General features: G+C 66.7%; 31 protein-coding genes and 1 pseudogene. 30 read left to right on the plus strand and 2 right to left on the minus strand.

Annotated elements, in window-relative coordinates; all coding sequences use genetic code 11:
• Positions 1-22 precede the first annotated feature (22 nt).
• The 5 genes from ACXZ1E_RS12120 to ACXZ1E_RS12140 are packed head-to-tail and all read left to right on the plus strand — an operon-like array spanning position 23 to position 6,813.
• Positions 23-988, plus strand: a complete 966-nt coding sequence (locus ACXZ1E_RS12120) for an AAA family ATPase (protein ID WP_458040744.1) — start codon at positions 23-25, stop codon at positions 986-988.
• Entirely contained in the window at positions 985-2,346 is a 1,362-nt protein-coding gene (locus ACXZ1E_RS12125; RefSeq protein ID WP_458040745.1) for a DUF58 domain-containing protein, read from the plus strand. The genes ACXZ1E_RS12120 and ACXZ1E_RS12125 overlap by 4 nt, the downstream gene beginning before the upstream one ends.
• Positions 2,343-4,883 (plus strand): transglutaminase domain-containing protein, encoded by a 2,541-nt coding sequence (locus ACXZ1E_RS12130; RefSeq protein ID WP_458040746.1) that lies wholly within the window; start codon positions 2,343-2,345, stop codon positions 4,881-4,883. Before ACXZ1E_RS12125 ends, ACXZ1E_RS12130 begins: the two co-directional genes overlap by 4 nt.
• Positions 4,880-6,310 (plus strand): DUF5684 domain-containing protein, encoded by a 1,431-nt coding sequence (locus ACXZ1E_RS12135; RefSeq protein WP_458040747.1) that lies wholly within the window; start codon positions 4,880-4,882, stop codon positions 6,308-6,310. The genes ACXZ1E_RS12130 and ACXZ1E_RS12135 overlap by 4 nt, the downstream gene beginning before the upstream one ends.
• Complete coding sequence (locus ACXZ1E_RS12140) at positions 6,307-6,813, plus strand: hypothetical protein (RefSeq protein ID WP_458040748.1); 507 nt, start codon at positions 6,307-6,309, stop codon at positions 6,811-6,813. Before ACXZ1E_RS12135 ends, ACXZ1E_RS12140 begins: the two co-directional genes overlap by 4 nt.
• Positions 6,814-6,903: 90 nt before the next feature.
• Here the strand turns inward: ACXZ1E_RS12140 and ACXZ1E_RS12145 are convergent, their stop codons facing one another.
• Positions 6,904-8,127: an integrase catalytic domain-containing protein gene (locus ACXZ1E_RS12145; protein WP_458040749.1), complete on the minus strand. Its 1,224-nt coding sequence runs from the start codon at positions 8,125-8,127 to the stop codon at positions 6,904-6,906.
• A gap of 409 nt (positions 8,128-8,536) precedes the next feature.
• On the opposite strand from ACXZ1E_RS12145, the gene rpsL reads away from it, so the two are divergent.
• The 4 genes from rpsL (at position 8,537) to tuf (ending at position 13,001) form a co-directional block, all read left to right on the plus strand.
• Positions 8,537-8,905 carry a 30S ribosomal protein S12 gene (gene rpsL / locus ACXZ1E_RS12150; RefSeq protein WP_036299939.1) on the plus strand — a complete coding sequence of 123 codons (369 nt, stop codon included), beginning with the start codon at positions 8,537-8,539 and terminating at the stop codon, positions 8,903-8,905.
• A 5-nt stretch (positions 8,906-8,910) separates the two neighbouring features.
• Positions 8,911-9,381, plus strand: a complete 471-nt coding sequence (gene rpsG / locus ACXZ1E_RS12155; protein WP_036299940.1) for a 30S ribosomal protein S7 — start codon at positions 8,911-8,913, stop codon at positions 9,379-9,381.
• Between the two features lie 135 nt (positions 9,382-9,516).
• Positions 9,517-11,631: an elongation factor G gene (gene fusA / locus ACXZ1E_RS12160; protein WP_458040750.1), complete on the plus strand. Its 2,115-nt coding sequence runs from the start codon at positions 9,517-9,519 to the stop codon at positions 11,629-11,631.
• A 176-nt stretch (positions 11,632-11,807) separates the two neighbouring features.
• Complete coding sequence (tuf, locus tag ACXZ1E_RS12165; protein WP_036299944.1) at positions 11,808-13,001, plus strand: elongation factor Tu; 1,194 nt, start codon at positions 11,808-11,810, stop codon at positions 12,999-13,001.
• An 85-nt stretch (positions 13,002-13,086) separates the two neighbouring features.
• Here tuf and ACXZ1E_RS12170 read toward each other — a convergent pair whose 3' ends face one another.
• Complete coding sequence (locus tag ACXZ1E_RS12170) at positions 13,087-13,983, minus strand: helix-turn-helix domain-containing protein (protein WP_458040751.1); 897 nt, start codon at positions 13,981-13,983, stop codon at positions 13,087-13,089.
• A gap of 485 nt (positions 13,984-14,468) precedes the next feature.
• Here ACXZ1E_RS12170 and ACXZ1E_RS12175 point away from each other — a divergent pair, with 485 nt between their 5' ends.
• The 21 genes and pseudogenes from ACXZ1E_RS12175 to rplO all read left to right on the plus strand — a co-directional run bounded on the left by ACXZ1E_RS12175 (position 14,469) and on the right by rplO (position 25,091).
• Entirely contained in the window at positions 14,469-14,684 is a 216-nt protein-coding gene (locus tag ACXZ1E_RS12175) for a hypothetical protein (RefSeq protein ID WP_458040752.1), read from the plus strand.
• A gap of 594 nt (positions 14,685-15,278) precedes the next feature.
• Complete coding sequence (gene rpsJ / locus ACXZ1E_RS12180) at positions 15,279-15,587, plus strand: 30S ribosomal protein S10 (RefSeq protein WP_036299948.1); 309 nt, start codon at positions 15,279-15,281, stop codon at positions 15,585-15,587.
• An 8-nt stretch (positions 15,588-15,595) separates the two neighbouring features.
• Positions 15,596-16,270 carry a 50S ribosomal protein L3 gene (gene rplC, locus ACXZ1E_RS12185; RefSeq protein ID WP_458040753.1) on the plus strand — a complete coding sequence of 225 codons (675 nt, stop codon included), beginning with the start codon at positions 15,596-15,598 and terminating at the stop codon, positions 16,268-16,270.
• 5 nt (positions 16,271-16,275) lie between these two features.
• Positions 16,276-16,938, plus strand: a complete 663-nt coding sequence (gene rplD / locus ACXZ1E_RS12190; protein ID WP_458040754.1) for a 50S ribosomal protein L4 — start codon at positions 16,276-16,278, stop codon at positions 16,936-16,938.
• Positions 16,935-17,246 carry a 50S ribosomal protein L23 gene (gene rplW / locus ACXZ1E_RS12195; RefSeq protein ID WP_458040755.1) on the plus strand — a complete coding sequence of 104 codons (312 nt, stop codon included), beginning with the start codon at positions 16,935-16,937 and terminating at the stop codon, positions 17,244-17,246. The genes rplD and rplW overlap by 4 nt, the downstream gene beginning before the upstream one ends.
• 24 nt (positions 17,247-17,270) lie before the next feature.
• Positions 17,271-18,110 carry a 50S ribosomal protein L2 gene (gene rplB, locus ACXZ1E_RS12200; protein WP_036299955.1) on the plus strand — a complete coding sequence of 280 codons (840 nt, stop codon included), beginning with the start codon at positions 17,271-17,273 and terminating at the stop codon, positions 18,108-18,110.
• Positions 18,111-18,123: 13 nt separating this feature from the next.
• Positions 18,124-18,405, plus strand: coding sequence for a 30S ribosomal protein S19 (gene rpsS, locus ACXZ1E_RS12205; protein ID WP_100809903.1), 282 nt, complete (start codon positions 18,124-18,126; stop codon positions 18,403-18,405).
• A 22-nt stretch (positions 18,406-18,427) separates the two neighbouring features.
• Entirely contained in the window at positions 18,428-18,826 is a 399-nt protein-coding gene (gene rplV / locus ACXZ1E_RS12210; RefSeq protein WP_036299959.1) for a 50S ribosomal protein L22, read from the plus strand.
• The gene (rpsC, locus tag ACXZ1E_RS12215) at positions 18,826-19,587 is read left to right on the plus strand and encodes a 30S ribosomal protein S3 (protein ID WP_458040756.1); all 762 of its coding nucleotides are present in this window, start codon (positions 18,826-18,828) and stop codon (positions 19,585-19,587) included. The genes rplV and rpsC overlap by 1 nt, the downstream gene beginning before the upstream one ends.
• Positions 19,587-20,006, plus strand: coding sequence for a 50S ribosomal protein L16 (rplP, locus tag ACXZ1E_RS12220; RefSeq protein ID WP_036299964.1), 420 nt, complete (start codon positions 19,587-19,589; stop codon positions 20,004-20,006). The genes rpsC and rplP overlap by 1 nt, the downstream gene beginning before the upstream one ends.
• Positions 20,006-20,206 (plus strand): annotated as a pseudogene (gene rpmC, locus ACXZ1E_RS12225) (50S ribosomal protein L29); the annotation flags it as partial. The gene rplP and the pseudogene rpmC, both read left to right, overlap by 1 nt.
• Positions 20,207-20,514: 308 nt before the next feature.
• Positions 20,515-20,781, plus strand: coding sequence for a 30S ribosomal protein S17 (gene rpsQ / locus ACXZ1E_RS12230; RefSeq protein WP_036300008.1), 267 nt, complete (start codon positions 20,515-20,517; stop codon positions 20,779-20,781).
• Positions 20,778-21,146 (plus strand): 50S ribosomal protein L14, encoded by a 369-nt coding sequence (rplN, locus tag ACXZ1E_RS12235; RefSeq protein WP_036299968.1) that lies wholly within the window; start codon positions 20,778-20,780, stop codon positions 21,144-21,146. Before rpsQ ends, rplN begins: the two co-directional genes overlap by 4 nt.
• Positions 21,147-21,148: 2 nt before the next feature.
• Positions 21,149-21,508, plus strand: coding sequence for a 50S ribosomal protein L24 (rplX, locus tag ACXZ1E_RS12240; RefSeq protein ID WP_458040758.1), 360 nt, complete (start codon positions 21,149-21,151; stop codon positions 21,506-21,508).
• Entirely contained in the window at positions 21,508-22,116 is a 609-nt protein-coding gene (gene rplE / locus ACXZ1E_RS12245; protein WP_458040759.1) for a 50S ribosomal protein L5, read from the plus strand. Before rplX ends, rplE begins: the two co-directional genes overlap by 1 nt.
• Positions 22,117-22,224: 108 nt before the next feature.
• The gene (gene rpsH, locus ACXZ1E_RS12250; RefSeq protein WP_458040760.1) at positions 22,225-22,623 is read left to right on the plus strand and encodes a 30S ribosomal protein S8; all 399 of its coding nucleotides are present in this window, start codon (positions 22,225-22,227) and stop codon (positions 22,621-22,623) included.
• 6 nt (positions 22,624-22,629) lie between these two features.
• Entirely contained in the window at positions 22,630-23,166 is a 537-nt protein-coding gene (gene rplF / locus ACXZ1E_RS12255; protein WP_458040761.1) for a 50S ribosomal protein L6, read from the plus strand.
• A 2-nt stretch (positions 23,167-23,168) separates the two neighbouring features.
• Entirely contained in the window at positions 23,169-23,528 is a 360-nt protein-coding gene (gene rplR, locus ACXZ1E_RS12260) for a 50S ribosomal protein L18 (RefSeq protein WP_036299976.1), read from the plus strand.
• A 20-nt stretch (positions 23,529-23,548) separates the two neighbouring features.
• Positions 23,549-24,232, plus strand: coding sequence for a 30S ribosomal protein S5 (gene rpsE / locus ACXZ1E_RS12265; protein WP_458040762.1), 684 nt, complete (start codon positions 23,549-23,551; stop codon positions 24,230-24,232).
• A complete protein-coding gene (rpmD, locus tag ACXZ1E_RS12270; RefSeq protein ID WP_458351956.1) occupies positions 24,229-24,417 on the plus strand; it encodes a 50S ribosomal protein L30 in 189 nt (62 codons plus the stop codon). Before rpsE ends, rpmD begins: the two co-directional genes overlap by 4 nt.
• Positions 24,417-25,091, plus strand: a complete 675-nt coding sequence (rplO, locus tag ACXZ1E_RS12275; RefSeq protein ID WP_458040763.1) for a 50S ribosomal protein L15 — start codon at positions 24,417-24,419, stop codon at positions 25,089-25,091. The genes rpmD and rplO overlap by 1 nt, the downstream gene beginning before the upstream one ends.
• Positions 25,092-25,205 lie beyond the last annotated feature (114 nt).

A 25,205-nucleotide genomic window follows, 5' to 3' on the forward strand; every position in this document is an offset into this window, starting at 1 on the left:
CCCGAAGAAAGAGTCTGATCTCATGACCGTGACCCCGGACCAGGCGACATGGTTCGCGCAGACCTTCTCGCAGCTCGCCGACAACGTCGAGCGGGCGGTGCTCGGCAAGCGCCACGTCGTCGAGCTCGTGCTCACCGCGATGATCAGCGACGGCCACGTTCTGCTGGAGGATGTTCCGGGCACGGGCAAGACATCGCTCGCGCGGGCGCTCGGTCAGTCGGTGCAGGGCACCAACACCCGCATCCAGTTCACCCCGGATCTGTTGCCGGGCGACATCACGGGCATCACCGTCTACGACCAGAAGACGGGCGCCTTCGAGTTTCACGCCGGCCCCGTGTTCGCGAACATCGTGCTGGCCGACGAGATCAACCGCGCGAGCCCCAAGACTCAGTCCGCCCTGCTCGAGGTGATGGAAGAGGGCAGCGTCACGATCGATGGGATCAGCCGTCCGGTCGGCGATCCCTTCCTCGTGATCGCGACGCAGAACCCCGTCGAGCAGGCCGGCACGTACCGCCTCCCCGAGGCACAGCTCGACCGGTTCCTGCTGAAGACGTCGCTCGGCTACCCTGACCACGCCTCGACCGTCCGCATCCTGAGCGGCGCCGCCGTCCCGACCTCCGAGCTGACGGCGATCGTCGCGCCGCAGGCACTCATCGGGATGTCCGACATCGCGAAAGAGGTGTACATCGACGCGCTGGTGCTCGACTACATCGCGCGCCTCGTCGATGCGACCCGCTCGGCTGACCAGGTTCGCCTGGGCGTCAGCATTCGCGGCGCACTCGGTCTGACGCATGTCAGCAAGACACGGGCGGCGTCTCGGGGGCGCACCTACGTCACACCCGACGATGTCAAGTCGCTCGCGGTCGCGGTGCTCTCGCACCGCCTGATCCTGCACCCCGAGGCCGAGTTCGACGGGGTCAGCCCCGAATCCGTGATCGGGCAGGTGCTGCTCGACGTCCCCCCGCCGACCCAGCGTGAGCCCGGATGACCGTAAGCGACGAGGCACCTGCCACCCGGACGTCGGCGTCGTCCGGGCCATCGGCGCGCACACGAGTCACGACGACCGCGCGGGGTGAGCGCGGCGCGCGCGCCGGCGTGTGGATCGTGACGGCGGCGCGCGCGGTCGGGGCCGGTGCCCGTGCCGTCGCGGACCGCGCGGGCGGCTCGGTCATGCCCGCGGGCTGGCTCGTGCTGGCGTCGGCCACACTCGGGCTCGGTTTCGGCGCCGCTTTCGGGTGGGTCGAGTGGCTGGTCGCCGGCTTCGCATCCCTCGTGATGCTCGCGCTCTGCGTGCCCTTCCTGTTCGGCGCACGCGCCTACGACGTCGTGGTGCGCCTCGCCCACGAGCGGGTCGTCGTGGGCGGCGAACTGACGGGCGAGATCGTCATCCGAAATCGCGGTCGCTCGACGGCACTGCCGGGCCGCCTCGATCTGCCCGTCGGCGACGGGCTGGTGGAGCTGGGCGTACCCCTCATGCGCGCCGGGCACTTCGTCGCTCAGCCGTTGACGATCCCGGCCCTGCGTCGGGGGATCATCACGGTCGGGCCGCCCACCGCCGTCCGCACGGACCCCGTCGGGCTCCTCCGCCGCGAACGCGCCTGGGACGACGTCCGTCGCGTGTATGTGCATCCCCGAACCGTCGCGGTGCCGTCCACGAGCGCGGGTCTCGTGCGCGACCTCGAGGGACAGCCGACCCGCCGCCTCGTCGACGCGGACATGTCGTTCCATGCGATCCGCGAGTACGCGCCGGGAGATGCGCGCCGGCAGATCCACTGGAAGTCCACGGCCAAGACCGGTCAGCTCATGGTGCGGCAATTCGAAGAGTCGCGTCGATCCCGGATGGCGGTGGTGCTCGGCCTCTCGGAGAAGGAGTTCACCGACGCCGACGAGTTCGAGCTCGCTGTCAGTGCCGCCGCTTCGCTGGGTGTGCAGGCGGTGCGCGACGGACGCGACCTGGACGTCGTGACGGGGGCGGAGATCCCGCGCGTCGTGCGTGGCCGCTTGCGGGCCATCCGGGACATCTCGGCGGCGTCGCCGCGCGCCCTGCTCGACGGATTCTGCACCGTCGAAGCCCTCGAGAACACGATGCCGCTCGAGGGTATCTGCCGGCTGACGGCGGAGGCCAAGAACGACCTGTCGATCGCCATCGTCGTCTGCGGGTCACGCGTCACGACGTCGACGCTGCGTCGCGCGGCCCTGGCCTTTCCCGCCGACACCGCGGTGATCGCCGTGGTGTGTGACGAGCGCGCGCACCCGCGGATGCAGGGCGTGGGCGGTTTCACGATCCTCACCATCGGCGTGCTCGACGATCTTGCGAGCCTGATGCTGCGCGGAGCCGGCGCATGACGGCACACGTGGGTCGGCCGCTGCGGCGGGGGAGGGGAACGCGATCCGGTGCGCGTATCGCCGCGGGCAGCCTGTACGTCGCCACCATCACGGTGCTGGCGGCCGTCGCCGCGTGGCCGATCTATCGCTCTCCGGCCTTCCTGATTCTCGTGCTGGCTGCCGCCGTGGTCGGTGCGGCGATCGCGACCACGGCGCGCGCGCTCCGCTGGCCCGGATGGCTCACGGGGCTCGTGGCTTTCGGCAGCCTGATGGTGCTCGGCGTCCCGGTCGCCGTGCCGTCGCGGATGACCTCCCTCCCCGAGGCCGTCACGGGGCTCGGCGAGGTGCTGTTCGGGAGCATCACGGCGTGGAAGGACCTGCTCACGGTCCAACTTCCCGCCGGCGCGTATCGGAACCTGCTCGTTCCCGCCCTGATCGTCTTCCTCTTCGGAATCACCGCCGCCCTGCTCCTCGCGTGGCGGCGTCCGCCGACCTCGGCGCTGGCGGTGCTCGTGGGGTTGGGGATGGTGGCCTTCGGGCTTCTCTTCGGCCGGACGAGCGTGAGTGCGCCGCTCGAGATCGGGCCCATCACACTCGCCGCGCCGGTCGAAACGCTGATCGGGGCGCTCAGCCTGGTCGCGAGCCTCGTCTGGCTCTCGTGGCAGACATACGCCGAGCGCTCACGTGCGCTTCGCCGCGCCGCCTCCGCGAGCGGAGTGCGACTGTCGCGTTCGCGCGGAGCATCCGATGCTCGCCGGATGGCTCTCGGTGCCGCCATGATCGCGGTATCCGTCGTCGCCGCGGCCGCCATCGTGCCGGCTGTCGCTCAGGGTGCCGAGCGCACGGTCCTGCGTTCGGGCGTCGGTCCCGAGACCGCCCTGACGAGCGCGATCAGCCCGCTCACGGAGTACCGCACGAACTTCACCGCGCCCCGGACCGATGCGGTCCTGTTCCGTGTGGACGCGGGCGACGGTGTGTCCGCGGATGATGGCGGAAGCCACGCGACGAGGGTGCGGCTCGCGACGCTCTCGTACTACGACGGCGAGACGTTTCGCGCCGTCGACCCACGCGGCGCGGTCGACGCCGGTCGTTATCTGCGGGTGCCGGCCCGGCTCGACGCGGGCGAGGGCATACCGGTGACCGCGGACATCCGCATCGGGCAGCTCACGGGTATCTGGTTGCCGACGCTCGGACGGGTGCAGTCGATCGACTTCGGGGGCACGCGCTCCAGTGCGCTCGCCGATTCGTTCTACTACAGCAGCGAAGCCTGGGGAGGGGTTCAGGTCTCCGAGGGTGGTGTGCGGGCGGGCGACGTCTACGCGGTCACCGCCGTGGCACCGCAGACGGTCGATCTGGGTCTCATCGGCGCTCCTGGGACACCGGCCGGCGCGGTCGAGCCACCCGAGTCCCTGCAGCGCTGGGTTGCCGAGCATGTCGAGGGAAGCGGCGGCGCGGCCCTCGCGGGTCTCGTCGAGCTGCTCCGCGAGAGGGGCTACCTTTCGCACGCCGTATCGGTCGATCCCGAGTCGCCGCCGACGTGGTTGACGGAGATCCCGGGGTACGCGTTCGAGTCGAGCGCATCGGGGCATTCGCTCGCTCGGATCGACGCCCTGTTCCGCGCCCTGCTCGACCGTGAAGCGGAGGTGGGCGACGCCGACCTGCCGCTCGTCGCGGCCGTTGGCGACGACGAGCAGTTCTCGGTGGCCGTGGCGCTCATCGCTCGAGAACTCGGATTTCCCGCGCGCGTCGTGGTCGGGGCGCGGTTGGCGTCGGACGACGGGCTGCGCACCTGCGACGCCGGTGCGTGTCGCGGGGGCGACATCGTCGCCTGGACCGAGGTGCAGTCGGATGCGGGTGACTGGGTCGCGATCGACGTCACGCCGCAGAGCACGGTTGCCCCGCAGACCGATCTGACCCTGCAGCGAGACCCGCAGAACGAGACCGAAGTGCGTCCCGAGAATGCCGAGGAGGTCGTTCCTCCGGATCCCGTGCAGCAGGACGCGCCCGCGAGCGATGTCCGCGACGACGACGCCCCCGCAGACCTCACCGGGCTGTGGGGGGTGCTGCGCATCTCCGGCATCGTCCTGGTGCTCGCCGCGCTTCTTCTCGGCCCGTTCGCTGTCGTCGTCGCGGCAAAGGCGCTCCGGCGCCGAAGCCGCCGCCGCGGGGATGACCCGACGGCTCGCGTCGTCGCGGGCTGGGAGGAATACGTCGATGCGGCCGTCGACCACGGGCGTGTCGCCCCCCGCACGCAGACGCGGGAGGAGACGGCGGCGGAGTACGCCACACCCCGTGCTCTTCTGCTGGCGGATCGCGCGGATCGTGCCGTTTTCGCGATGGATGCCGTCACGCCGGCGGAGTCGGACGAGTTCTGGCGCATCGTCGAGGAAGAGCGTCGCCTTTTCTCGGCTCGAGAGAGCGTATGGCGTTCCGTCATCGCAGCCGTATCGTTGAGATCGTTCACCCGGGAGATCTCGCCGAAGAGCGCCCCCTCGGGCGCTCCACGTCGTCAGGAGAGGAGAACGCGGCGCCGCGACGGCGGCTCGCGCCCATCATGAACACCACCGAACTCATCACGACCTCGCTGGTCGTCGCGCTCGTTCTCTATATCTGGGTGGCTCTCAGTCTCTCCGCCGTCTTCCGCAAGGCGGGCGAGGCGTCCTGGCAGGCGTGGGTACCGATTCTCAACACCGTCGTCCTCCTTCGCCTCGGCGGCCTCTCCGGATGGCTCGTGCTGCTCCTGGTGGTGCCCGTGCTCGGCACCTGCGCGTTCTTCGTCGTGGCGGTGATCGCCCTGCAGCGCATCAACCGGTCGTTCGGGCTGGGGACGGGCATGACGGTGCTCGGCGCGCTCCTGTTCCCGGTGTGGGCGAGCATCATCGGCTGGGGATCTGCGCGGTGGCTGTCCGGAAACGCTGTCGCATCCCCGACGCGACGTCGCTCCAGCGCGGACGACGGTTGGCAGGCCCCGGAAGCACCGACTCCCGCGCCCCCGGCCGCTCCCGCGGGTGGCGCAGCGCTCGCCTCGGTGTTCGGAGCCCACGGACCGGCGGGCGGTCCCGATGTGCCGCCGCGGCCCGCGCCGCCGACGATCGATGGGTATCCCTCGGTCGTCCCGGTTCCGGTCGGACGCGGTGGAGCGCCCCTGATGCCCGTCGAAATCGCACGAGGGTCGGCGCCGCTGCCCCCGGTCCCCACCTTCCGATCCACGATGCAGACGACCCCAGCCGCCTTCGCGGGACGGACGGACACGGCGGCCACCGATGTGCCGGTCCGAGGGTTCTTGCACGGGACTTCCGGGCCTCACGGAGCGCCGGAATCGCGGCCCTCGTTCTCTCCCGAAGATATCGACGACACCGAGGGGTCGCGGCCGCAAGCCGAGCCCCCCGTCTCAGCGCGGGCGTCGAACGAACCCTGGGCTCCCGCCGCATCGGGCGCCGTCCGTTCGGCTTCCTTCCAACCGTTCCTCGGGTCGACCGAGTTGACCTACGAGTCCTCGGCGGAGGTCTCCGCGGTCCAGGGGGCCCCGACATCCGGTGCGCCTCGTTCGGCGCGCACGTCGGTGTCCGCGCAGCACAAACGCCCGGAGATCCCCCGGAACGACGAGCCCGACGAATCGTTCGACGAGACGATCGTCGTGGCGCGTCGTCGGACGGTCTGGACCCTCGTGCCGGCCCTCGGCGCGCCGATCCCGCTGACGGCGGATGTCGTCATCATCGGCCGTCGACCGCACCGTGAGCCCGAAGACGGCGATGTGCAGCTCATCGCCATCCAGGACGAGACGCGGACGGTCTCGAAGACGCACGCGCGCATGGAGCTGACGCCCGACGGATGGATGATCGTAGACCTCGATTCGACCAACGGCGTGATCCTGATCGGTCAGGACGGCGCAGAGAAGGACGCCGCGGCGGGCTTGCCCGAGCGCCTGACCCCGCGGTTCCTGCTCGGCGACGCTGAGTTCGGCCTGCGCCGGGAGGGCGAGTGACCGATACCCCCGAGCCGAACCCGCTGGGCGGGCCGGGTTCGCGGGGCGACGTCGGCGAAGAGGTGCCCGGGGGCGACACGACCGTGCGTCTTTCCCGCGTGCCGGCACCGCCCGATCCGGTGGCGCTCGCCGACACGGATCACGCGGACGACACCGTCATCGTCCACCGGGGTCCGCACCGCCGGAGCGACCCGGCGCTAGCGAGCGCGGTCAGTCCGGCGGCCATTGCGGGCGCGGCCTACCCCAGCCGTGTCGCGGCGCCCGTACGCGGCTCGCGCAAGGGGCAGAGCGCGGCCGTCCGGGATGACCGCGCCGCCACGAGTGAGCGCGCCGCCGCAGGCGAGCGAACCCTGCACGAGGCGATTCCGGATGCCTCGGGCATCCGCCGCTCCCTGCGCGCGCGAGCGCGTCGCCGCCTCGCCGCCCTCGTCATGACGATCGTCGCGCTCGTGGTCGTGTTGCTCGCCGCCCTGGTAGCCCTCGTGTTCGCTGCCGGCGTGTGAGGGCCATCGTCTTCGTCGAGGTGCCTCATCTAGAAGTGAGCGCGAAGGGTGATGCGGTGCCTCACGTATGGTGAGCGCGAGGCTTGCGGTTCATTTGGTTGTTTGGAGTCGACGGATCGACGTTTCTAAGGATGTCATGTCGAGGTGTCGGCTGGTGGTCATGGCTTCGGTTTTGGCTTGTGATAGCTCGATGAGTTGGAGCTGGATCTGGTTGATCCGGCGGGTCAGATCGGCGGGGTTGATCCCGGTGATCCGGGCCTGAACGACGTCGGCTTGCTCGGCGGTGAGGACCCCAGAATCGCGCACTCGCTGCCAGGGTGTCTTCGGTGCGTCGTAGAGGCGTGTGCGGCGCCCGCTGGCCGCGGTGGCGTATGCGGTGGGCTTCTTCGTCGGGGTGAAGAAATTCAACCGTAGTGAGACGAGCCGCCAGAGCTCGTTCAGCAGCGCGAGCTCGTCCGGGGTGTCGTAGCGCCAATGGAACGCGTGTTTGCGGACGACGTGGTTGTTCTTCGACTCGACGGTCGCTTGGTCGTTTTTCTTGTAAGGGCGGGACCGGGTCTGGGCGATGTCACGGGCTTGGAGCCAGTCCGCGACATCATGGTTGATGAACTCCGATCCGTTGTCCGAGTCGAACACGCGCAGCTCGAATGGGAACATGTTCTGCAGATCGCCGACAGCGCCGACGATCCACTTGGCCGCGTTGTTGCGGATCGAGGCGTTCTCGGTCCACCCGGTGGCGATGTCGGTCATCGTCAACGTGCGTGCGAACTCGCCGACGAACGTGGGTCCGCAATGCGCGACGGTGTCCGCCTCGATCACCCCGGGTGCCGTGACCGGGGCATCCCCGACCTTCGACAACCCGATCGAGTTGCGCAGCAGCGGTGACGGGATCGTCGTAGAGATCCCCCGCAACTGCATCGCCCGACGTGCCGGGCTCAGATACCGGTCGATCGTTGCCGGACTCATTGTCTGAAGCTCGACGATCGTCTGCGGTGTCACGAATGGCTTGTCGAGGTCGCCGGCAGCGTGCAGCAGCGGCATCCACAGCTCCAGCATCACCACGAGGTACTTCCCGCACGGCATGCCCATCAGCGCCCACACATGCTCCAGCAGCCGCCTCGAATCATCGCTATACGTCTTGGCCCGCAACTGGCGTCTATCGACCTGCTTCGCCGGATCCGGCAGCACCGGCCCCGTCAGCATCCGCCGCGCCGTTGATCGGCCCATCCCCGTCGTGCTCATCACCTCGTCAAGGATCCGGGCCTTGTCGTGCTTCGATGCTTTCCGGTACGCGTCACGGAGTTTGTTCGTCACCTGTCGCCTCGCGGCCATCTCAATCTTGCCTTCCACACAGGCAAGCTTCGCGCTCAAAGTATGTGAGGCACCAACACACCCCACGCGCTCAAAGAAACTGAGGCACGTCGTTCGTTTGACCCCACACCGAACCCCGGCGTATCATGGGCGGGTGTGCGTTCGCGCGCGCCATGTGACGTGCCTCGGGTGCGAAGCGGTTCTCCGCTCCGTGTCCACGGGTTCGATACGGGCAGCGAACGCCGCATCTCAGGGACGGGCCTGCAAACAGGTCACCCCCACGGCATACCCCCACCACACGTGACAGTCATCTGGCGCGTCGGAGGGTCGACGTGAACCCGACACGATCTCCGGATTTCGTCGGGCGGAGAACACGCTCGCTGTCACCGTGCAGCACCATCAAGGAGAAGAAGTGCCAACTATTCAGCAGTTGGTTCGCAAGGGACGGACCCCGAAGGTCGTAAAGACCAAGGCTCCCGCCCTGAAGGCGAACCCGCAGCAGCGCGGCGTCTGCACGCGCGTGTACACGACCACCCCCAAGAAGCCCAACTCGGCGATGCGCAAGGTCGCCCGTGTGAAGCTGTCGAACGGGACCGAGGTCACGGCGTACATCCCCGGCGAGGGCCACAACCTCCAGGAGCACTCGATGGTGCTCGTGCGCGGCGGTCGTGTGAAGGACCTCCCCGGTGTGCGTTACAAGATCGTGCGTGGCGCTCTCGACACGCAGGCCGTCAAGAACCGTAAGCAGGCTCGTAGCCGCTACGGCGCGAAGAAGGGTTAAGCACCATGCCTCGTAAAGGCCCCGCCCCGAAGCGCCCCGTCGTCAACGACCCGGTATACGGCGCTCCGATCGTCACGCAGCTCGTGAACAAGATCCTCGTCGACGGCAAGAAGTCCCTCGCTGAATCGATCGTCTACAACGCCCTCGCCGGTGTCGAGTCGAAGAACAGCCAGGACGCCGTCGCGACGCTCAAGAAGGCGCTCGACAACGTTCGCCCGACCCTCGAGGTCCGCAGCCGCCGCGTCGGTGGCTCGACCTACCAGGTGCCGGTCGAGGTCAAGCCGCACCGCGCCAACACGCTGGCGCTGCGCTGGCTCGTCAGCTACGCGAAGGGTCGTCGTGAGAAGACGATGACCGAGCGTCTGCAGAACGAGATCCTGGACGCCTCGAACGGCCTGGGTGCCGCGGTCAAGCGCCGCGAAGACACCCACAAGATGGCCGAGTCGAACCGCGCTTTCGCGCACTACCGCTGGTAAACCCCTCGACAGGCTCGGGGACCGGGGCGAAAGCCGCGATCCCCGAGCCCGTCGCCGGGCCCCGGCCCTGTACCTGGTCGCTCGGCCGAGCGACAAGAAGCCCGACCGACCGAGTCGAGAAGTAAGGACATCCCCGTGGCACAAGACGTGCTCACCGACCTCACGAAGGTCCGCAACATCGGCATCATGGCCCACATTGATGCCGGCAAGACGACGACGACCGAGCGCATCCTGTACTACACGGGAACCAACCACAAGATCGGTGAGACGCACGATGGTGCGTCCACGACCGACTGGATGGAGCAGGAGCAGGAGCGTGGCATCACGATCACCTCTGCCGCCGTCACGTGCTTCTGGAACAACAACCAGATCAACATCATCGACACCCCCGGCCACGTCGACTTCACGGTCGAGGTCGAGCGTTCGCTCCGCGTCCTCGATGGCGCCGTTGCCGTCTTCGATGGCAAGGAGGGCGTCGAGCCCCAGTCCGAGACCGTGTGGCGTCAGGCCGACAAGTACGACGTCCCGCGCATCTGCTTCGTCAACAAGATGGACAAGCTGGGCGCCGACTTCTACTTCACGGTCGACACGATCATCAACAAGCTGAAGGCCAAGCCGCTCGTCATCCAGCTGCCCATCGGTGCAGAGAACGACTTCCTCGGCGTCGTCGACCTCGTCGAGATGCGTGCCCTGGTGTGGGCCGGTGACTCCAAGGGTGACGTGACCATGGGCGCCAAGTACGACGTCCAGGAGATCCCGGCCGACATGGCCGAGGTCGTCGCGAAGTACCGCGAGATGCTGCTCGAGACGGTCGCCGAATCCGACGAGACGCTGCTCGAGAAGTACTTCGGTGGCGAGGAGCTCTCCGTCGCCGAGGTCAAGGCTGCCATCCGCAAGATGACGGTCAACTCGGAGCTCTACCCCGTGCTCTGCGGTTCGGCGTTCAAGAACCGCGGCGTGCAGCCGATGCTCGACGCCGTGATCGACTACCTCCCGTCTCCTCTCGACGTCCCCGCCATCGAGGCGCACGACCCGAAGAACGAAGAGATCGTCATCGCGCGTCACGCCGACCGCGAAGAGCCGTTCACGGCCCTCGCGTTCAAGATCGTCACGCACCCGTTCTTCGGTCGTCTGACCTACATCCGCGTCTACTCGGGTCACCTCGACTCGGGCAGCCAGGTGGTCAACTCGACCAAGAGCAAAAAAGAGCGCATCGGCAAGATCTTCCAGATGTACGCGAACAAGGAGAACCCGGTCGACGCTGTCACCGCCGGGCACATCTACGCGGTCATCGGTCTCAAGGACACGACGACGGGCGACACGCTCTCGGATTCGCAGCACCAGGTCGTGCTCGAGTCGATGACGTTCCCCGAACCGGTCATCGAGGTTGCCATCGAGCCCAAGACCAAGGCTGACCAGGAGAAGCTGGGCACCGCGATCCAGAAGCTGGCCGAAGAGGACCCGACGTTCCGCGTCGAGCAGAACTCCGACACCGGCCAGACGGTCATCCGCGGCATGGGCGAGCTCCACCTCGACATCCTCGTCGACCGCATGAAGCGCGAGTTCAAGGTCGAGGCCAACGTCGGAAAGCCGCAGGTCGCGTACCGCGAGACGATCAAGAAGGCCGTCGAGCGTCACGACTACACGCACAAGAAGCAGACCGGTGGTTCGGGTCAGTTCGCAAAGATCCAGTTCGCGATCGAACCGCTCGAGGTCACGGCCGAGACGACGTACGAGTTCGTGAACAAGGTCTCGGGCGGACGCATCCCGCGCGAGTACATCGCGCCGGTCGACCAGGGCTTCCAGGACGCCATGAACGTCGGTGTGCTCGCCGGTTACCCCATGGTGGGAGTCAAGGCAAGTCTGCTCGACGGTGCCTCGCACGATGTCGACTCGTCGGAAATGGCGTTCAAGATCGCCGGTTCGATGGGCTTCAAGGAGGCCGTCCGCAAGGCGAACCCCGTCATCCTCGAGCCGATCATGTCGGTCGAGGTGCGTACTCCCGAGGAGTACATGGGCGACGTCATCGGCGATCTCAACAGCCGCCGCGGTCAGATCCAGTCGATGGAGGATGCCGCGGGCGTCAAGGTCGTGCGGGCGAACGTCCCGCTGTCCGAGATGTTCGGCTACATCGGTGACCTGCGCTCGAAGACCTCGGGTCGTGCCGTCTACTCCATGGAGTTCGACAGCTACGCCGAGGTCCCCCGCGCGGTGGCCGACGAGATCGTCCAGAAGAACAAGGGCGAGTAGCTCGATTTCCGGCCCCACGGCCGTCAGGGCCTGCCCTGAATCCGTCGATGGGGCCGGTCCACAACTTCACACAGAATCACTTCACCTCTCTCCACTAAGCTGAGAACCAATCCCCGTAGAGAACCGGTCGCAATCCAGCGCCCGGAGGATCTACACGAATGTCCTAGGAGGACCCAGTGGCTAAGGCCAAATTCGAGCGGACCAAGCCGCACGTGAACATCGGAACGATCGGTCACGTCGACCACGGCAAGACCACGCTCACCGCGGCAATCTCGAAGGTGCTCGCCGACAAGTACCCGTCGGCCACCAACGTGCAGCGCGACTTCGCGTCGATCGACTCCGCTCCCGAGGAGCGTCAGCGCGGCATCACGATCAACATCTCGCACGTCGAGTACGAGACCCCGAAGCGTCACTACGCGCACGTCGATGCGCCCGGTCACGCCGACTACATCAAGAACATGATCACCGGTGCCGCCCAGATGGACGGCGCGATCCTCGTGGTCGCCGCGACCGACGGCCCGATGGCCCAGACGCGTGAGCACGTTCTGCTCGCCAAGCAGGTCGGCGTGCCGTACCTGATGGTCGCGCTGAACAAGTCGGACATGGTCGACGACGAAGAAATCCTGGAGCTCGTCGAGCTCGAGGTTCGCGAGCTGCTCTCGAGCCAGGACTTCGATGGCGACAACGCCCCCGTCATCCGCGTCTCGGGCCTGAAGGCTCTCGAGGGCGACGAGAAGTGGGTCGACGCGATCGTCGAGCTCATGGAAGCCGTCGACGAGTCGATCCCCGACCCGGTGCGCGACAAGGACAAGCCGTTCCTCATGCCCGTCGAGGATGTCTTCACCATCACCGGCCGTGGCACGGTTGTGACGGGTCGCGCCGAGCGCGGTACCCTCGCGATCAACTCCGAGGTCGAGATCGTGGGTCTGCGCCCGACGCAGAAGACGATCGTCACCGGTATCGAGATGTTCCACAAGCAGCTCGACGAGGCCTGGGCCGGCGAGAACTGTGGTCTGCTCCTGCGCGGCACCAAGCGTGACGACGTCGAGCGTGGCCAGGTCATCGTGAAGCCGGGTTCGGTTACGCCCCACACCAACTTCGAGGGCACGGCGTACATCCTGTCCAAGGAGGAGGGTGGCCGTCACAACCCCTTCTACACGAACTACCGCCCGCAGTTCTACTTCCGCACCACCGACGTCACCGGCGTCATCTCGCTGCCCGAGGGCACCGAGATGGTCATGCCCGGTGACACCACCGACATGACGGTCGAGCTCATCCAGCCGATCGCCCTGGAGGATGGCCTCGGCTTCGCGATCCGTGAGGGTGGCCGCACCGTCGGCGCCGGCACGGTCACGAAGATCCTGAAGTAACACCTGCTTGCTCGAAAGGGCCCCTCGACTACGGTCGGGGGGCCTTTTCGCATGTCGGGCGTACGCGCGGACCGGTGGGCGCGGCTCAGGACGGCTGCCGGAGCCGGGCGCGCAGCTCCCGGGGGGACATCCCGTACTTCTGATTGATGTGTTCGCGCAGGTGCCCGGTCGAGCTGAGTCCGGCAAGGCGAGCGACCTCTCGAATGCTCTTGTCGGACTCGACGAGCAGATGTTCGAATCGTGCCACGCGCACGGCCCGCAGATACTCCGGCGGCGTCACGCCCAGTTCCTTCTGGAACGCACGTGTCAGTGCGGACGATGACAGGCCCGCATGCTCCGCGATCGTTGTCGTCGAGATCGGTTCGGTATGCCGAGCTTCGATGAAGGCCTTCGCGCGGGCAACCTCGCGTCGCAGTCGTACGGGGCGATCGTCGCGTGAGACGCGTACGAAGTTGTCGGCGTCGAAACTGCGGGCGATGAAGGAATCGACGCGGCGTACGACCTTCGCGGCACTCTCCAGTTGGTCCCAGACCGACATCGTGGCTGACCCGGAAGACGCAGCGCGCATGAGGACCTCGAGCAACGACGCGTGATCGGAGGGATGGACGATGCCGCGCCAGTACGGGGGGTTTCGCGTACGGAGGTGCTGCCAGACATCCAGCCTGCCCCCGGCGGTCTGATGCCGCCACTGCAGCAGGTCGACCGCGAGCCGTTCATGGACGAACGCCGCCCAGGTCCGCTGGCCGCGTGGTTGCCGGATCTCGTAGTCGGTTGCAGGGGCCAGCAGAAGAACCTGGTCGCTGTCGAGGGAGACGCGTCCGAATGATCCGAGGAGATCGGTGCTCCCCGTCGACACGACGATGGTGAGGTGCCGCCCGCCGGCGACGCGGTGTGCACGGGGGGAGTCGTATTCGAGCGCGACGAACGGCGCAGTCCGATCCAGCGTGCGTGGGGTCGGGGCATGGCGGCGACTGTCATTCATCTTCCGGGACATTTCTGCGAGGGGACCCGGGAGCAGACGGATGATCGGGGCCGGGCGTGCTGGGGACACCGCCCGGCCCCGATGAGGCGAAGATCGTGCCTCGTGAGAGCGAGAACGCGTTGGGGACCACGTTCTCGCACAGTGGAGAGCCGACGCGAGCGGAGCTGCGTGGCGCGGATGGGGGTGTTCTCACTCCTGGTGAAGCGGGCGGTTCGGGTTGCGGGCCGATAGTTCGGGCGGACATCTGCTACGGATGGGAGTCGACGGGTTCCGATGCGACAAAGATGAGAAGTCTCTCATGTAAGCCGTTCGAGAAGTCTGGCGAGATTGTGCTGCAGATGCAAGCCTCACAGTTGGTCTCGTCAGCTCGCGCCGTGATTGGGACGCTTCGCGCCGCGCTCCGGGCATGCGTGGGCCTGGACGATCCGGCGGTCGAACGCGAGGATGAATGGGCATGCGCTATCCGGGCGCCGGAGGAGGACAACATGGGCGTTGACGACATCGTGAACAAGGGCAAGCAGATGTTCGAGCAGAACCGCGACAAGATCGAAGAGGCTCTGAAGAGCAAGAAGGCGGAAGACGTCAGCGACAAGCTCCTCGCGGGCGCGGCCGACGCGATCAAGAAGGTCGTGCCCGAAGAGCATCACGCCAAGATCGACGAGACGCGCGACAACGTCGACAAGCACATCGGCAACCAGTAGCCCGTTCCCGGGCGCCGGTCCCCGGCGGCTCAGCCATCCCGATGTCCCACTTCGCACCGCTAACGGGGCCGGCTGGCGCGAGAACGGGGTCGCGCCGCGCCGGCATGTCCCACTTACGACCGCTACCCGGCGGCCTTACCGGCACAAAGGGGGACATGGGGCCGACGAAGTGGGACATGGGGTGCGAAGCCGGGGTTCTGGGCAAGCGATCGGTCCACCGTCGGTTGCGACACGCCGTGCGAGGGGATTCTCGACACACCCGAGTTTGCGACACGCCCGGGCGACACGTAGACTAGTCCAGTTCCACATTCCGGCGTGCCGCATGGCGCGCGCAGGATCACTGCCAGGCAGTGCATAGACCGCGCGGAAGCGCAGGACTAGGCCGCGGGCAGCAGAACACCTCCACAGCCCCAACCGCGAAAGCGGGATTCGCACGCGTGCGTGCCGGGGCAGTGATCCGGATGCCTGTCATCCGGTGTGACATCAGAACAGCGGTGCAGCAGAAAGTGCCAGAGGCGCGCAAGCGTCACATGCGTCCAATGCGCCCAGAGAAATCTGGGAACCGTACGACGCGATATAGAGAGTGAGCAGACAATGGCGGGACAAAAGATCCGCATTCGCCTGAAGTCGTATGACCACGAGGTCATCGACACGTCGGCGCGCAAGATCGTCGACACCGTGACCCGTGCGGGCGCGACCGTCGTGGGCCCCGTGCCCCTTCCGACGGAGAAGAACGTGATCCCCGTGATCCGTTCCCCCCACAAGTACAAGGACAGCCGCGAGCACTTCGAGATGCGCACCCACAAGCGTCTGATCGACATCATCGACCCGACGCCCAAGGCCGTCGACTCGCTGATGCGTCTCGACCTGCCGGCCGATGTCAACATCGAGATCAAGCTCTGAGGCTCGACATGGCACAGTCACATTCAGAACAGGTCAACAACAAGATTTCCCAGGGCCTGCTGGGCACCAAGCTCGGCATGACCCAGGTATGGAACGACCAGGGCAAGCTGATCCCCGTCACGGTGATCGAGGTTGCGCCCAACGTCGTCACCCAGATCCGCACGCCCGAGAAGGACGGCTACAAGGCCGTTCAGATCGCCTACGGCCAGATCGACCCGCGCAAGGTGAACAAGCCCCAGACGGCTCACTTCGAGGCTGCGGGCGTCACGCCCCGCCGTCACCTCACCGAGATCCGCACCGCGGATGCCTCTGACTACTCACTCGGTCAGGAGCTCACGGCTGAGGGCACCTTCGAGGCCGGCCAACTCGTCGACGTCGTCGGCACGAGCAAGGGCAAGGGTTTCGCCGGTGTCATGAAGCGTCACAACTTCAAGGGTGTCTCGGCATCGCACGGTTCGCACCGTAACCACCGCAAGCCCGGCTCGATCGGCGCTTCGTCGACCCCGAGCCGTGTCTTCAAGGGCATGCGGATGGCCGGCCGTATGGGTGGCGAGCGTGTGACCGTCATGAACCTCACGGTGCACGCCGTCGACGCCGAGAAGGGTCTGCTGCTCGTCAAGGGCGCCGTTCCCGGTGCGCGCGGCCGCCTCGTTTACGTCCGCAACGCAGTGAAGGGGGCATGAGCCACATGACTGACTCGACTCTCGCGCTCGACGTGCGGGGTACCGACGGCAAGAAGGCTGGTTCCGTGAACCTGCCCGCCGAGGTCTTCGACGTCAAGACGAACATTCCTCTCATCCACCAGGTCGTCGTCGCGCAGCGCGCGGCGGCTCGCCAGGGCACGCACTCGACCAAGCGTCGTGGCGAGGTCTCGGGTGCCGGCCGCAAGCCCTTCAAGCAGAAGGGCACGGGTAACGCCCGTCAAGGCTCGATCCGCGCGCCGCACATGACCGGTGGTGGCATCGTCCACGGGCCGAAGCCGCGCGACTACGCGCAGCGCACGCCCAAGAAGATGATCGCCGCAGCGCTCCGCGGAGCACTCAGCGACCGTGCTCGCGGCAACCGCCTGCACGTCGTCGAGTCGCTCGGCGTCGCCGGTGCCCCGTCGACGAAGGCTGCGGCGACGTACCTCGCCTCGGTCGCGCCGACCAAGAACGTCCTGGTCGTCATCGAGCGTGACGACGAGATCAGCATCAAGAGCATCCGCAACCTCGCGTATGTCCACGTGCTGACGTTCGACCAGCTCAACGCGTACGACGTGCTCGTCTCGGACGACATCGTCTTCACCAAGGCCGCCTTCGATGCGTTCGTCGCATCCAAGTCGGTCTCCACCACGGAGGTCTCGGCATGAGCGCCCTGAACACGGCCCTGAACAAGGACCCGCGCGACGTCATCCTGAAGCCGGTCGTCTCGGAGAAGAGCTATGGGCTCATCGACGAGGGTAAGTACACGTTCCTCGTGGACCCCCGCGCCGACAAGACCGAGATCAAGCTGGCCGTCGAGAAGATCTTCGGCGTGAAGGTCGCTTCGGTCAACACGATCAACCGCGTGGGCAAGGCCCGCCGCACCCGCTTCGGCACCGGCCGCCGCAAGGACACCAAGCGCGCCATCGTCACGCTGCGCTCGGGCACCATCGACATCTTCACGGCAGTCGGCTGACGGTCGGGATAGGGACGAGACACCATGGCAATTCGCAAGTACAAGCCCACGACCCCCGGTCGCCGCGGCTCGTCGGTCTCCGACTTCGCCGAGATCACACGCTCGACGCCGGAGAAGTCGCTGCTGCGTCCGCTCTCCAAGACGGGTGGTCGCAACAACCAGGGCCGCATCACCACGCGCCACATCGGTGGTGGACACAAGCGTCAGTACCGCGTCATCGACTTCCGTCGTCACGACAAGGACGGCATCGACGCGAAGGTCGCTCACATCGAGTACGACCCCAACCGCACGGCGCGCATCGCGCTGCTGCACTACGCGGACGGCGAGAAGCGCTACATCATCGCGCCGAACAAGCTGTCGCAGGGTGACATCGTCGAGTCGGGTTCCGGCGCCGACATCAAGCCCGGCAACAACCTGCCGCTCCGCAACATCCCGACCGGTACGGTCATCCACGCCATCGAGCTCCGCCCCGGCGGCGGCGCGAAGATGGCCCGCTCGGCTGGCGTCTCCGTGCGTCTGGTCGCGAAGGATGGCCCGTACGCCCAGCTGCGTCTGCCCTCGGGCGAGATCCGCAACGTCGACGCGCGCTGCCGCGCGACCATCGGCGAGGTCGGCAACGCCGAGCAGTCGAACATCAACTGGGGCAAGGCCGGTCGCAACCGCTGGAAGGGCATCCGCCCGACCGTCCGTGGTGTCGCCATGAACCCGGTCGACCACCCGCACGGTGGTGGCGAGGGCAAGACGTCCGGTGGACGTCACCCGGTTTCGCCGTGGGGTCAGGCCGAAGGCCGCACCCGGCACGCCAACAAGGAGAGCGACAAGCTCATCGTCCGCCGCCGCACGGCCGGCAAGAAGCGCAAGTAGGTAGGAACAGAAGATGCCACGCAGTCTTAAGAAGGGCCCCTTCGTCGACGAGCACCTGCTTCGCAAGGTTGTCGTCCAGAACGATTCGGGTTCCAAGAACGTCATCAAGACCTGGTCACGCCGGTCGATGATCGTGCCGGCCATGCTCGGCCACACGATTGCCGTCCACGACGGTCGCAAGCACATCCCCGTGTTCGTGACCGAAACCATGGTCGGCCACAAGTTGGGCGAATTCGCCCCGACCCGCACCTTCCGCGGCCATGAGAAGGACGACAAGAAGGGCCGTCGCCGCTAAGGCGGCGACAGAGGAGAGAGAAATGGTGGAGTCCATCGCACGCGTGCGACACATCCGCGTGACCCCTCAGAAGGCTCGTCGTGTCATCGCACTCATCAAGGGAAAGCAGGCCGAAGAGGCCCTCGCAATCCTGAAGTTCGCACCGCAGTCGGCGTCGGAGCCCGTATCGAAGCTCGTCGCCTCGGCGATGGCCAACGCGCGGGTCAAGGCTGACAAGGACGGCGAGTTCCTCGACGACCGCGACCTGTACGTCGCGAACGTCTACGTCGACGAGGGCACGACGCTCAAGCGTTTCCGCCCCCGCGCACAGGGCCGCGCGTTCCAGATCAAGAAGCGCACGAGCCACATCACGGTCGTGCTCGCGACGCCCGTGGCCGCTGACGCCCCGGCGTCCGCCAAGACCAAGAAGGCGAGCAAGTAATGGGACAGAAAGTCAACCCGTACGGCTTCCGCCTCGGGATCACCACGGACCACGTGTCCCGTTGGTTCTCGGACTCGACCAAGGTCGGCCAGCGTTACGCCGACTACGTCGCCGAGGACATCCGGATCCGTAAGCTCCTGCAGGTCTCGCTCGACCGTGCCGGCGTGAGCCGCATTGAAATCGAGCGCACCCGCGACCGCGTCCGCGTCGACATTCACACCGCCCGCCCGGGCATCGTGATCGGTCGTCGTGGTGCCGAAGCAGAGCGCATCCGTACCGATCTCGAAAAGCTCACGGGCAAGCAGATCCAGCTGAACATCCTCGAGGTCAAGAACCCCGAGGCCGACGCTCAGTTGGTCGCCCAGGGAATCGCCGAGCAGCTCACGGGTCGCGTGGCATTCCGCCGCGCGATGCGTAAGGGCCTCCAGGGTGCCCAGCGCGCCGGAGCCAAGGGCGTCCGCATCCAGGTTTCCGGTCGCCTCGGCGGCGCGGAGATGAGCCGTTCGGAGTTCTACCGCGAGGGTCGCGTACCCCTGCACACGCTCCGCGCCAACATCGACTACGGCTTCTACGAGGCCCGGACGACGTTCGGTCGCATCGGCGTGAAGGTCTGGATCTACAAGGGCGACCTCACCAACAAGGAGCTCGCTCGCGAGCAGGCCAATGCCCCCAAGGCGCCCCGTGGCCGCGATGACCGTGGTGGCGACCGTCGCCGTGGTCCGCGCAACGACGCCCCCGTCGCAGAAGGAGCGTCTGCCTGATGCTTATTCCCCGCAAGGTCAAGTACCGCAAGCAGCACCACCCCGGTCGTTCGGGAGCCGCCACCGGTGGCACCGAGGTGTCGTTCGGTGAGTACGGCATCCAGGCCCTCACGCCCGCTTACGTGACGAACCGTCAGATCGAGTCCGCTCGTATCGCGATGACCCGTCACATCAAGCGTGGTGGAAAGGTGTGGATCAACATCTACCCCGACCGTCCGCTCACGAAGAAGCCTGCCGAAACCCGCATGGGTTCCGGTAAGGGTTCGCCGGAGTGGTGGGTTGCCAACGTCAAGCCGGGTCGCGTCCTCTTCGAGGTCGCCGGCGTCAGCGAAGAACTCGCTCGCGAGGCACTGACCCGTGCCATCCACAAGCTGCCCCTGAAGGCACGCATCATCAAGCGCGAGGAAGGCGACGCGTAATGGCTATCGGTACCAAGGAGCTCAGCCCGTCTGAGCTCGACACGATGGAAGACCACCGCCTCGTCGAGGAGCTGCGCAAGGCCAAGGAAGAGCTGTTCAACCTGCGCTTCCAGTCGGCCACGGGCCAGCTCGAGAGCCACGGTCGCATCCGCGCCGTCAAGCGCGACATCGCGCGGCTCTACACCGTGATCCGTGAGCGCGAGCTCGGCATCCGTGCCACGCCCGCTCCCGCGGAGGTCGCGACGAAGGCCAAGAAGACGAAGGCGAAGAAGTCCGAGGATGCCTCGGACACCGCCGAAGGAGGGGCTGAGTAATGGCCACCGAGAAGGCAACTGAGACCAAGGCCGCTGAGGCCAAGGAGACCAAGGCCGCCGCACCGAAGGCAGCTGCAAAGCCTGCCGCCAAGAAGGCGCCCGCCCAGGCTGCCGCACCGAAGGCCGCCAAGGCCGAGGTCGCGGAGCCCCAGGCTGCCGTTCAGGCATCGGGACACGAGTCGTCCGCACACGACGTGCGCGACGCCGCGGCCCGCGGTTACCGCAAGTCGCGTCGTGGCTACGTCACGAGCGACCGCATGGACAAGACGATCGTCGTCGAGGTCGAAGACCGCGTGAAGCACCCGCTTTACGGCAAGGTCATCCGCCGCACGTCGAAGGTCAAGGTGCACGACGAGGCGAACTCGGCCGGAATCGGCGACCTGGTCGTCATCAATGAGACCCGTCCGCTGAGCGCGACCAAGCGCTGGCGCCTGGTGGAGATTCTGGAGAAGGCCAAGTGATTCAGCAGGAATCCCGAGTCAAGGTCGCCGATAACACCGGCGCCAAAGAGCTCCTCACGATCCGCGTGCTCGGTGGCTCGAAGCGCCGCTACGCGGGCCTCGGCGACACCATCGTGGCGACCGTCAAGGACGCCATCCCCGGCGGAAACGTCAAGAAGGGTGATGTCGTCAAGGCGGTCATCGTCCGTACCGTCAAGGAGACCCGTCGTCCCGACGGCTCCTACATCAAGTTCGACGAGAACGCCGCCGTCATCCTGAAGGCAGACGGGGAGCCCCGCGGCACCCGTATCTTCGGACCGGTCGGCCGCGAGCTTCGTGACCGCAAGTTCATGAAGATCGTCTCGCTCGCACCGGAGGTGATCTGATCATGGCCAACATCAAAAAGGGTGATCTCGTACAGGTCATCACAGGCAAGAAGCAAGACAAGGGCGGCGACCGGGGCAAGCAGGGCAAGGTCCTCGAGATCCTGACCGAGCGCAACCGGGTGATCGTGGAGGGCGTGAACTACGTCACCAAGCACTCGCGCGTCGGCCAGACCCAGCGCGGCACCAAGACCGGTGGCACCGAGACCCTCGAAGCCCCCATCCACATCTCCAACGTGGCCCTTGTCGACCCCGAGACGAAGAAGCCGACTCGCGTCGGTCACCGCGTCGAGGAGCAGACGAAGGATGGCGTGAAGCGCACTGTGCGCGTCCGCTACGCGAAGAAGTCAGGTAAGGACCTCTGATGAGCACCAACACAGCCGAGGAGACTGGCACTGTGCCCAACGGTCAGGCCCAGGGCGCCGGCCAGCCCCGCCTGAAGCAGAAGTACCGCGCCGAGATCCAGCAGAAGCTGCAGGAAGAGTTCGGGTACGCCAACGTCAACCAGATCCCCGGTCTGGTCAAGGTTGTCGTGAACACCGGTGTCGGCGAAGCCGCGCGTGACAGCAAGGTGATGGACGGTGCGGTCGACGACCTCACCCGCATCACCGGCCAGAAGCCGCTGGTCACGAAGGCCCGCAAGTCGATTGCCCAGTTCAAGCTGCGCGAGGGTCAGCCCATCGGCGCCCACGTCACGCTGCGTGGCGACCGTGCGTGGGAGTTCATCGACCGTCTGGTGACGCTCGCTCTGCCCCGTATCCGCGACTTCCGCGGCCTGTCGCCCAAGCAGTTCGACGGCAACGGCAACTACACCTTCGGTCTTCAGGAACAGTCCGTGTTCCACGAGATCGACCAGGACCGGATCGATCGCGTGCGTGGTTTCGACATCACCGTCGTCACGACCGCCAAGTCGGATGACGAGGGTCGTGCACTTCTGCGTCACCTCGGCTTCCCGTTCCGCGCCGAGGCGTAAGACTCCACACCGTCGGGCGCTGAGCTTGTCGAAGCGCCCGACACCACCACCACAGGTCGTCTGCCTTGCACAGGCATCCGAAACCTGGTGAACGAAGGAAACAATCACATGACAATGACAGACCCGGTCGCAGATATGCTGACCCGGCTGCGCAACGCGAACTCGGCACACCACGAATCCGTGAGCCTGCCGAGCTCCAAGCTCAAGTCGCACATCGCCGAGATCCTCAAGCGTGAGGGTTACATCGCCGAGTGGGAGATCGAGGACGCCCGCGTGGGCCAGACGCTCACCATGACGCTGAAGTACGGCCCGAACCGCGAGCGCTCCATTGCGGGCATCAAGCGCGTCTCGAAGCCCGGCCTGCGCGTCTACGCGAAGTCGAGCGAGATCCCCACCGTCCTCGGTGGACTCGGCGTCGCCATCCTGTCCACCTCCTCCGGTCTTCTCACCGACCGTCAGGCAGAGCAGAAGGGCGTGGGTGGGGAAGTCCTCGCCTACGTTTGGTGATCCTCGATGTCACGTATTGGAAGACTTCCCATCGACATTCCCTCGGATGTCACTGTCACGGTGACCGGCCGGGACGTTTCGGTCAAGGGACCCAAGGGTGAACTCGGCCTGACGATCGCTCGTCCGATCGAGGTCGTCGTCGACGAGAACCAGGTCGTCGTGTCGCGTCCGGATGATGAGCGCGAATCGCGTTCGCTGCACGGACTCACGCGCACCCTGATCGCCAACAACATCGTCGGCGTCACCACGGGCTACACCAAGGGCCTCGAAGTCGTCGGCACGGGTTACCGCGTCGCGCAGAAGGGTGGCTCGGTCGAGTTCGCTCTCGGCTTCTCGCACCCCGTCCTGGTCGAGCCCCCCGCGGGCATCACGTTCACGGTCGAGGGCAACAACAAGGTCACCGTGAGCGGCATCGACAAGCAGGCCGTCGGCGAAGCCGCGGCCAACATCCGCAAGATTCGCAAGCCCGAGCCCTACAAGGGCAAGGGTGTGCGCTACGCCGGCGAGGTCGTTCGTCGCAAGGCCGGAAAGAGTGGTAAGTAACCATGGCTCTCAAGTCGAAGTCAGACGCTCGTTCGCGTCGCCATGCCCGCCTTCGCAAGAAGGTCGTCGGGACCGAGCTGCGCCCGCGTCTCGTCGTGACCCGCTCCGCACGCCACGTGTTCGTCCAGGTCGTCGATGACGCCAAGGGCCACACCGTCGCGTCCGCATCCACCCTCGAAGCGGACCTGCGTTCGTTCGACGGTGACAAGACCGCCAAGGCGCGCAAGGTCGGCGAACTCGTCGCCGAGCGTGCCAAGGCCGCCGGCATCGAGGATGTCGTGTTCGACCGTGGCGGTAACCGCTACGCCGGCCGCGTCGCTGCGATCGCCGACGGCGCCCGCGAAGGGGGACTGAACCTGTGAGTGAAATCAAGGAGACCGAAGTGGCAGCCACTGCCGAGCAGACCGCGCCTGACGCGACGGCTGCTGCTGAAACCGCTGCCGCAACCGAAGCGCCCGCCGAGCGCGAGCCGCGCCGCGGCGGTCGCGAGCGCAACGCCAACCAGCGTGACCGCGGTTCGCGTGATGCCGACAAGGGCCAGTTCCTGGAGCGCGTCGTCACCATCAACCGTGTCTCGAAGGTCGTGAAGGGTGGTCGTCGCTTCAGCTTCACCGCCCTCGTGATCGTCGGAGACGGGAACGGACTCGTCGGTGTCGGCTACGGCAAGGCCCGCGAGGTGCCCCTGGCCATCTCGAAGGGTGTCGAAGAGGCCAAGCGGAACTTCTTCCGCGTGCCCCGCGTCGACAAGACGATCCCGCACCCCGTGCAGGGTGAGGCAGCAGCAGGCGTCGTCCTGCTCCGCCCCGCCGCCGCCGGTACCGGTGTTATCGCGGGCGGTCCCGTCCGCGCCGTACTCGAGTGCGCGGGCATCCACGATGTCCTGTCGAAGTCGCTCGGCTCGTCGAACACGATCAACATCGTGCACGCGACGGTCGCCGCGCTGAAGCAGCTCGAGGAGCCCCGCGCCGTCGCCGCACGTCGTGGTCTCGACTTCGACCAGGTCGCCCCCGCGCGTCTGGTTCGTGCCGAGGCCGACGCCGCTGCGGCAGCAAAGGCAGGTGCATGATGGCTGCACGACTGAAGGTCACGCAGATCAAGTCCAAGGTGAGCGAAAAGCAGTACCAGCGCGACACGCTGCGTAGCCTCGGCCTCAAGCGGATCGGCGACTCTGTCGTCCGTCCGGATGACGCCCAGAACCGTGGTTATGTCAACACGGTTGCTCACCTCGTGAAGGTTGAGGAGATCGACTAATGGCTGAAAAGGACAACGCGGCCGAGGCCGCCGAAGCCACGGCAGCGCCCAAGAAGGCGGCGCCCAAGAAGGCTGCAGCCCCCCAGGCCGCCGCTGAGAAGAAGGCACCCGCCGCCAAGGCTCCGGCCAAGGCTTCCGCTGCCAAGGACTCGGCTTCGGCCGACGCCCCGAAGGCAGCGGCGACCAAGGCTCCTGCCAAGAAGGCTGCTCCGAAGGACGACACTCCGGCGTCGCGCCCCGGTGTGCTGAAGGTTCACCACCTGCGTCCCGTCCCGGGAGCCAACAAGGCCAAGACCCGCGTCGGTCGCGGTGAGGGCTCGAAGGGCAAGACGGCCGGTCGTGGCACGAAGGGCACCAAGGCCCGCAACACCGTGCGCGTCGGCTTCGAGGGTGGCCAGATGCCGCTGCACATGCGTACGCCGAAGCTGCGCGGGTTCAAGAACCCGTTCCGCGTCGAGTACCAGGTCGTCAACCTCGAGAAGCTCGCCGAGCTGTACCCGGCGGGTGGCGACGTAACCGTCGCCGACCTCGTCGCCAAGGGTGCCGTTCGCAAGAACGAGAAGGTCAAGGTTCTCGGCGATGGCGACATCGGCGTGAAGCTCTCCGTGACGGTCGACAAGGTCTCCGGCTCGGCCGAGCAGAAGATCGTCGCCGCCGGCGGCAGCGTCAAGTAACACGGACGAACTGTTCTCAAACAGGGGGTCGGAGGCATCCTCCGGCCCCCTGTTTCCGTTCTCGGGACATCTCACTCGTTGCCGCCGATCTCGGGTATGGGCTGCTCGTGGCGG

It is taken from the genome of Pacificispira sp. HM-600 (genome assembly GCF_977993705.1).

Bases quoted from the DNA above. Each gene is read 5' to 3' on its own strand.
- ACXZ1E_RS12120 (WP_458040744.1), top strand. From the start codon at position 23: ATGACCGTGACCCCGGACCAGGCGACATGGTTCGCGCAGACCTTCTCG.
- ACXZ1E_RS12125 (WP_458040745.1), top strand. From the start codon at position 985: ATGACCGTAAGCGACGAGGCACCTGCCACCCGGACGTCGGCGTCGTCC.
- ACXZ1E_RS12130 (WP_458040746.1), top strand. From the start codon at position 2,343: ATGACGGCACACGTGGGTCGGCCGCTGCGGCGGGGGAGGGGAACGCGA.
- ACXZ1E_RS12135 (WP_458040747.1), top strand. From the start codon at position 4,880: ATGAACACCACCGAACTCATCACGACCTCGCTGGTCGTCGCGCTCGTT.
- rpsG (WP_036299940.1), top strand. From the start codon at position 8,911: ATGCCTCGTAAAGGCCCCGCCCCGAAGCGCCCCGTCGTCAACGACCCG.
- ACXZ1E_RS12170 (WP_458040751.1), bottom strand. From the start codon at position 13,983: ATGAATGACAGTCGCCGCCATGCCCCGACCCCACGCACGCTGGATCGG.
- ACXZ1E_RS12175 (WP_458040752.1), top strand. From the start codon at position 14,469: ATGGGCGTTGACGACATCGTGAACAAGGGCAAGCAGATGTTCGAGCAG.
- rpsJ (WP_036299948.1), top strand. From the start codon at position 15,279: ATGGCGGGACAAAAGATCCGCATTCGCCTGAAGTCGTATGACCACGAG.
- rplC (WP_458040753.1), top strand. From the start codon at position 15,596: ATGGCACAGTCACATTCAGAACAGGTCAACAACAAGATTTCCCAGGGC.
- rplD (WP_458040754.1), top strand. From the start codon at position 16,276: ATGACTGACTCGACTCTCGCGCTCGACGTGCGGGGTACCGACGGCAAG.
- rplW (WP_458040755.1), top strand. From the start codon at position 16,935: ATGAGCGCCCTGAACACGGCCCTGAACAAGGACCCGCGCGACGTCATC.
- rplB (WP_036299955.1), top strand. From the start codon at position 17,271: ATGGCAATTCGCAAGTACAAGCCCACGACCCCCGGTCGCCGCGGCTCG.
- rpsS (WP_100809903.1), top strand. From the start codon at position 18,124: ATGCCACGCAGTCTTAAGAAGGGCCCCTTCGTCGACGAGCACCTGCTT.
- rplV (WP_036299959.1), top strand. From the start codon at position 18,428: ATGGTGGAGTCCATCGCACGCGTGCGACACATCCGCGTGACCCCTCAG.
- rpsC (WP_458040756.1), top strand. From the start codon at position 18,826: ATGGGACAGAAAGTCAACCCGTACGGCTTCCGCCTCGGGATCACCACG.
- rplP (WP_036299964.1), top strand. From the start codon at position 19,587: ATGCTTATTCCCCGCAAGGTCAAGTACCGCAAGCAGCACCACCCCGGT.
- rplX (WP_458040758.1), top strand. From the start codon at position 21,149: ATGGCCAACATCAAAAAGGGTGATCTCGTACAGGTCATCACAGGCAAG.
- rplE (WP_458040759.1), top strand. From the start codon at position 21,508: ATGAGCACCAACACAGCCGAGGAGACTGGCACTGTGCCCAACGGTCAG.
- rpsH (WP_458040760.1), top strand. From the start codon at position 22,225: ATGACAATGACAGACCCGGTCGCAGATATGCTGACCCGGCTGCGCAAC.
- rplF (WP_458040761.1), top strand. From the start codon at position 22,630: ATGTCACGTATTGGAAGACTTCCCATCGACATTCCCTCGGATGTCACT.
- rplR (WP_036299976.1), top strand. From the start codon at position 23,169: ATGGCTCTCAAGTCGAAGTCAGACGCTCGTTCGCGTCGCCATGCCCGC.
- rpmD (WP_458351956.1), top strand. From the start codon at position 24,229: ATGATGGCTGCACGACTGAAGGTCACGCAGATCAAGTCCAAGGTGAGC.
- rplO (WP_458040763.1), top strand. From the start codon at position 24,417: ATGGCTGAAAAGGACAACGCGGCCGAGGCCGCCGAAGCCACGGCAGCG.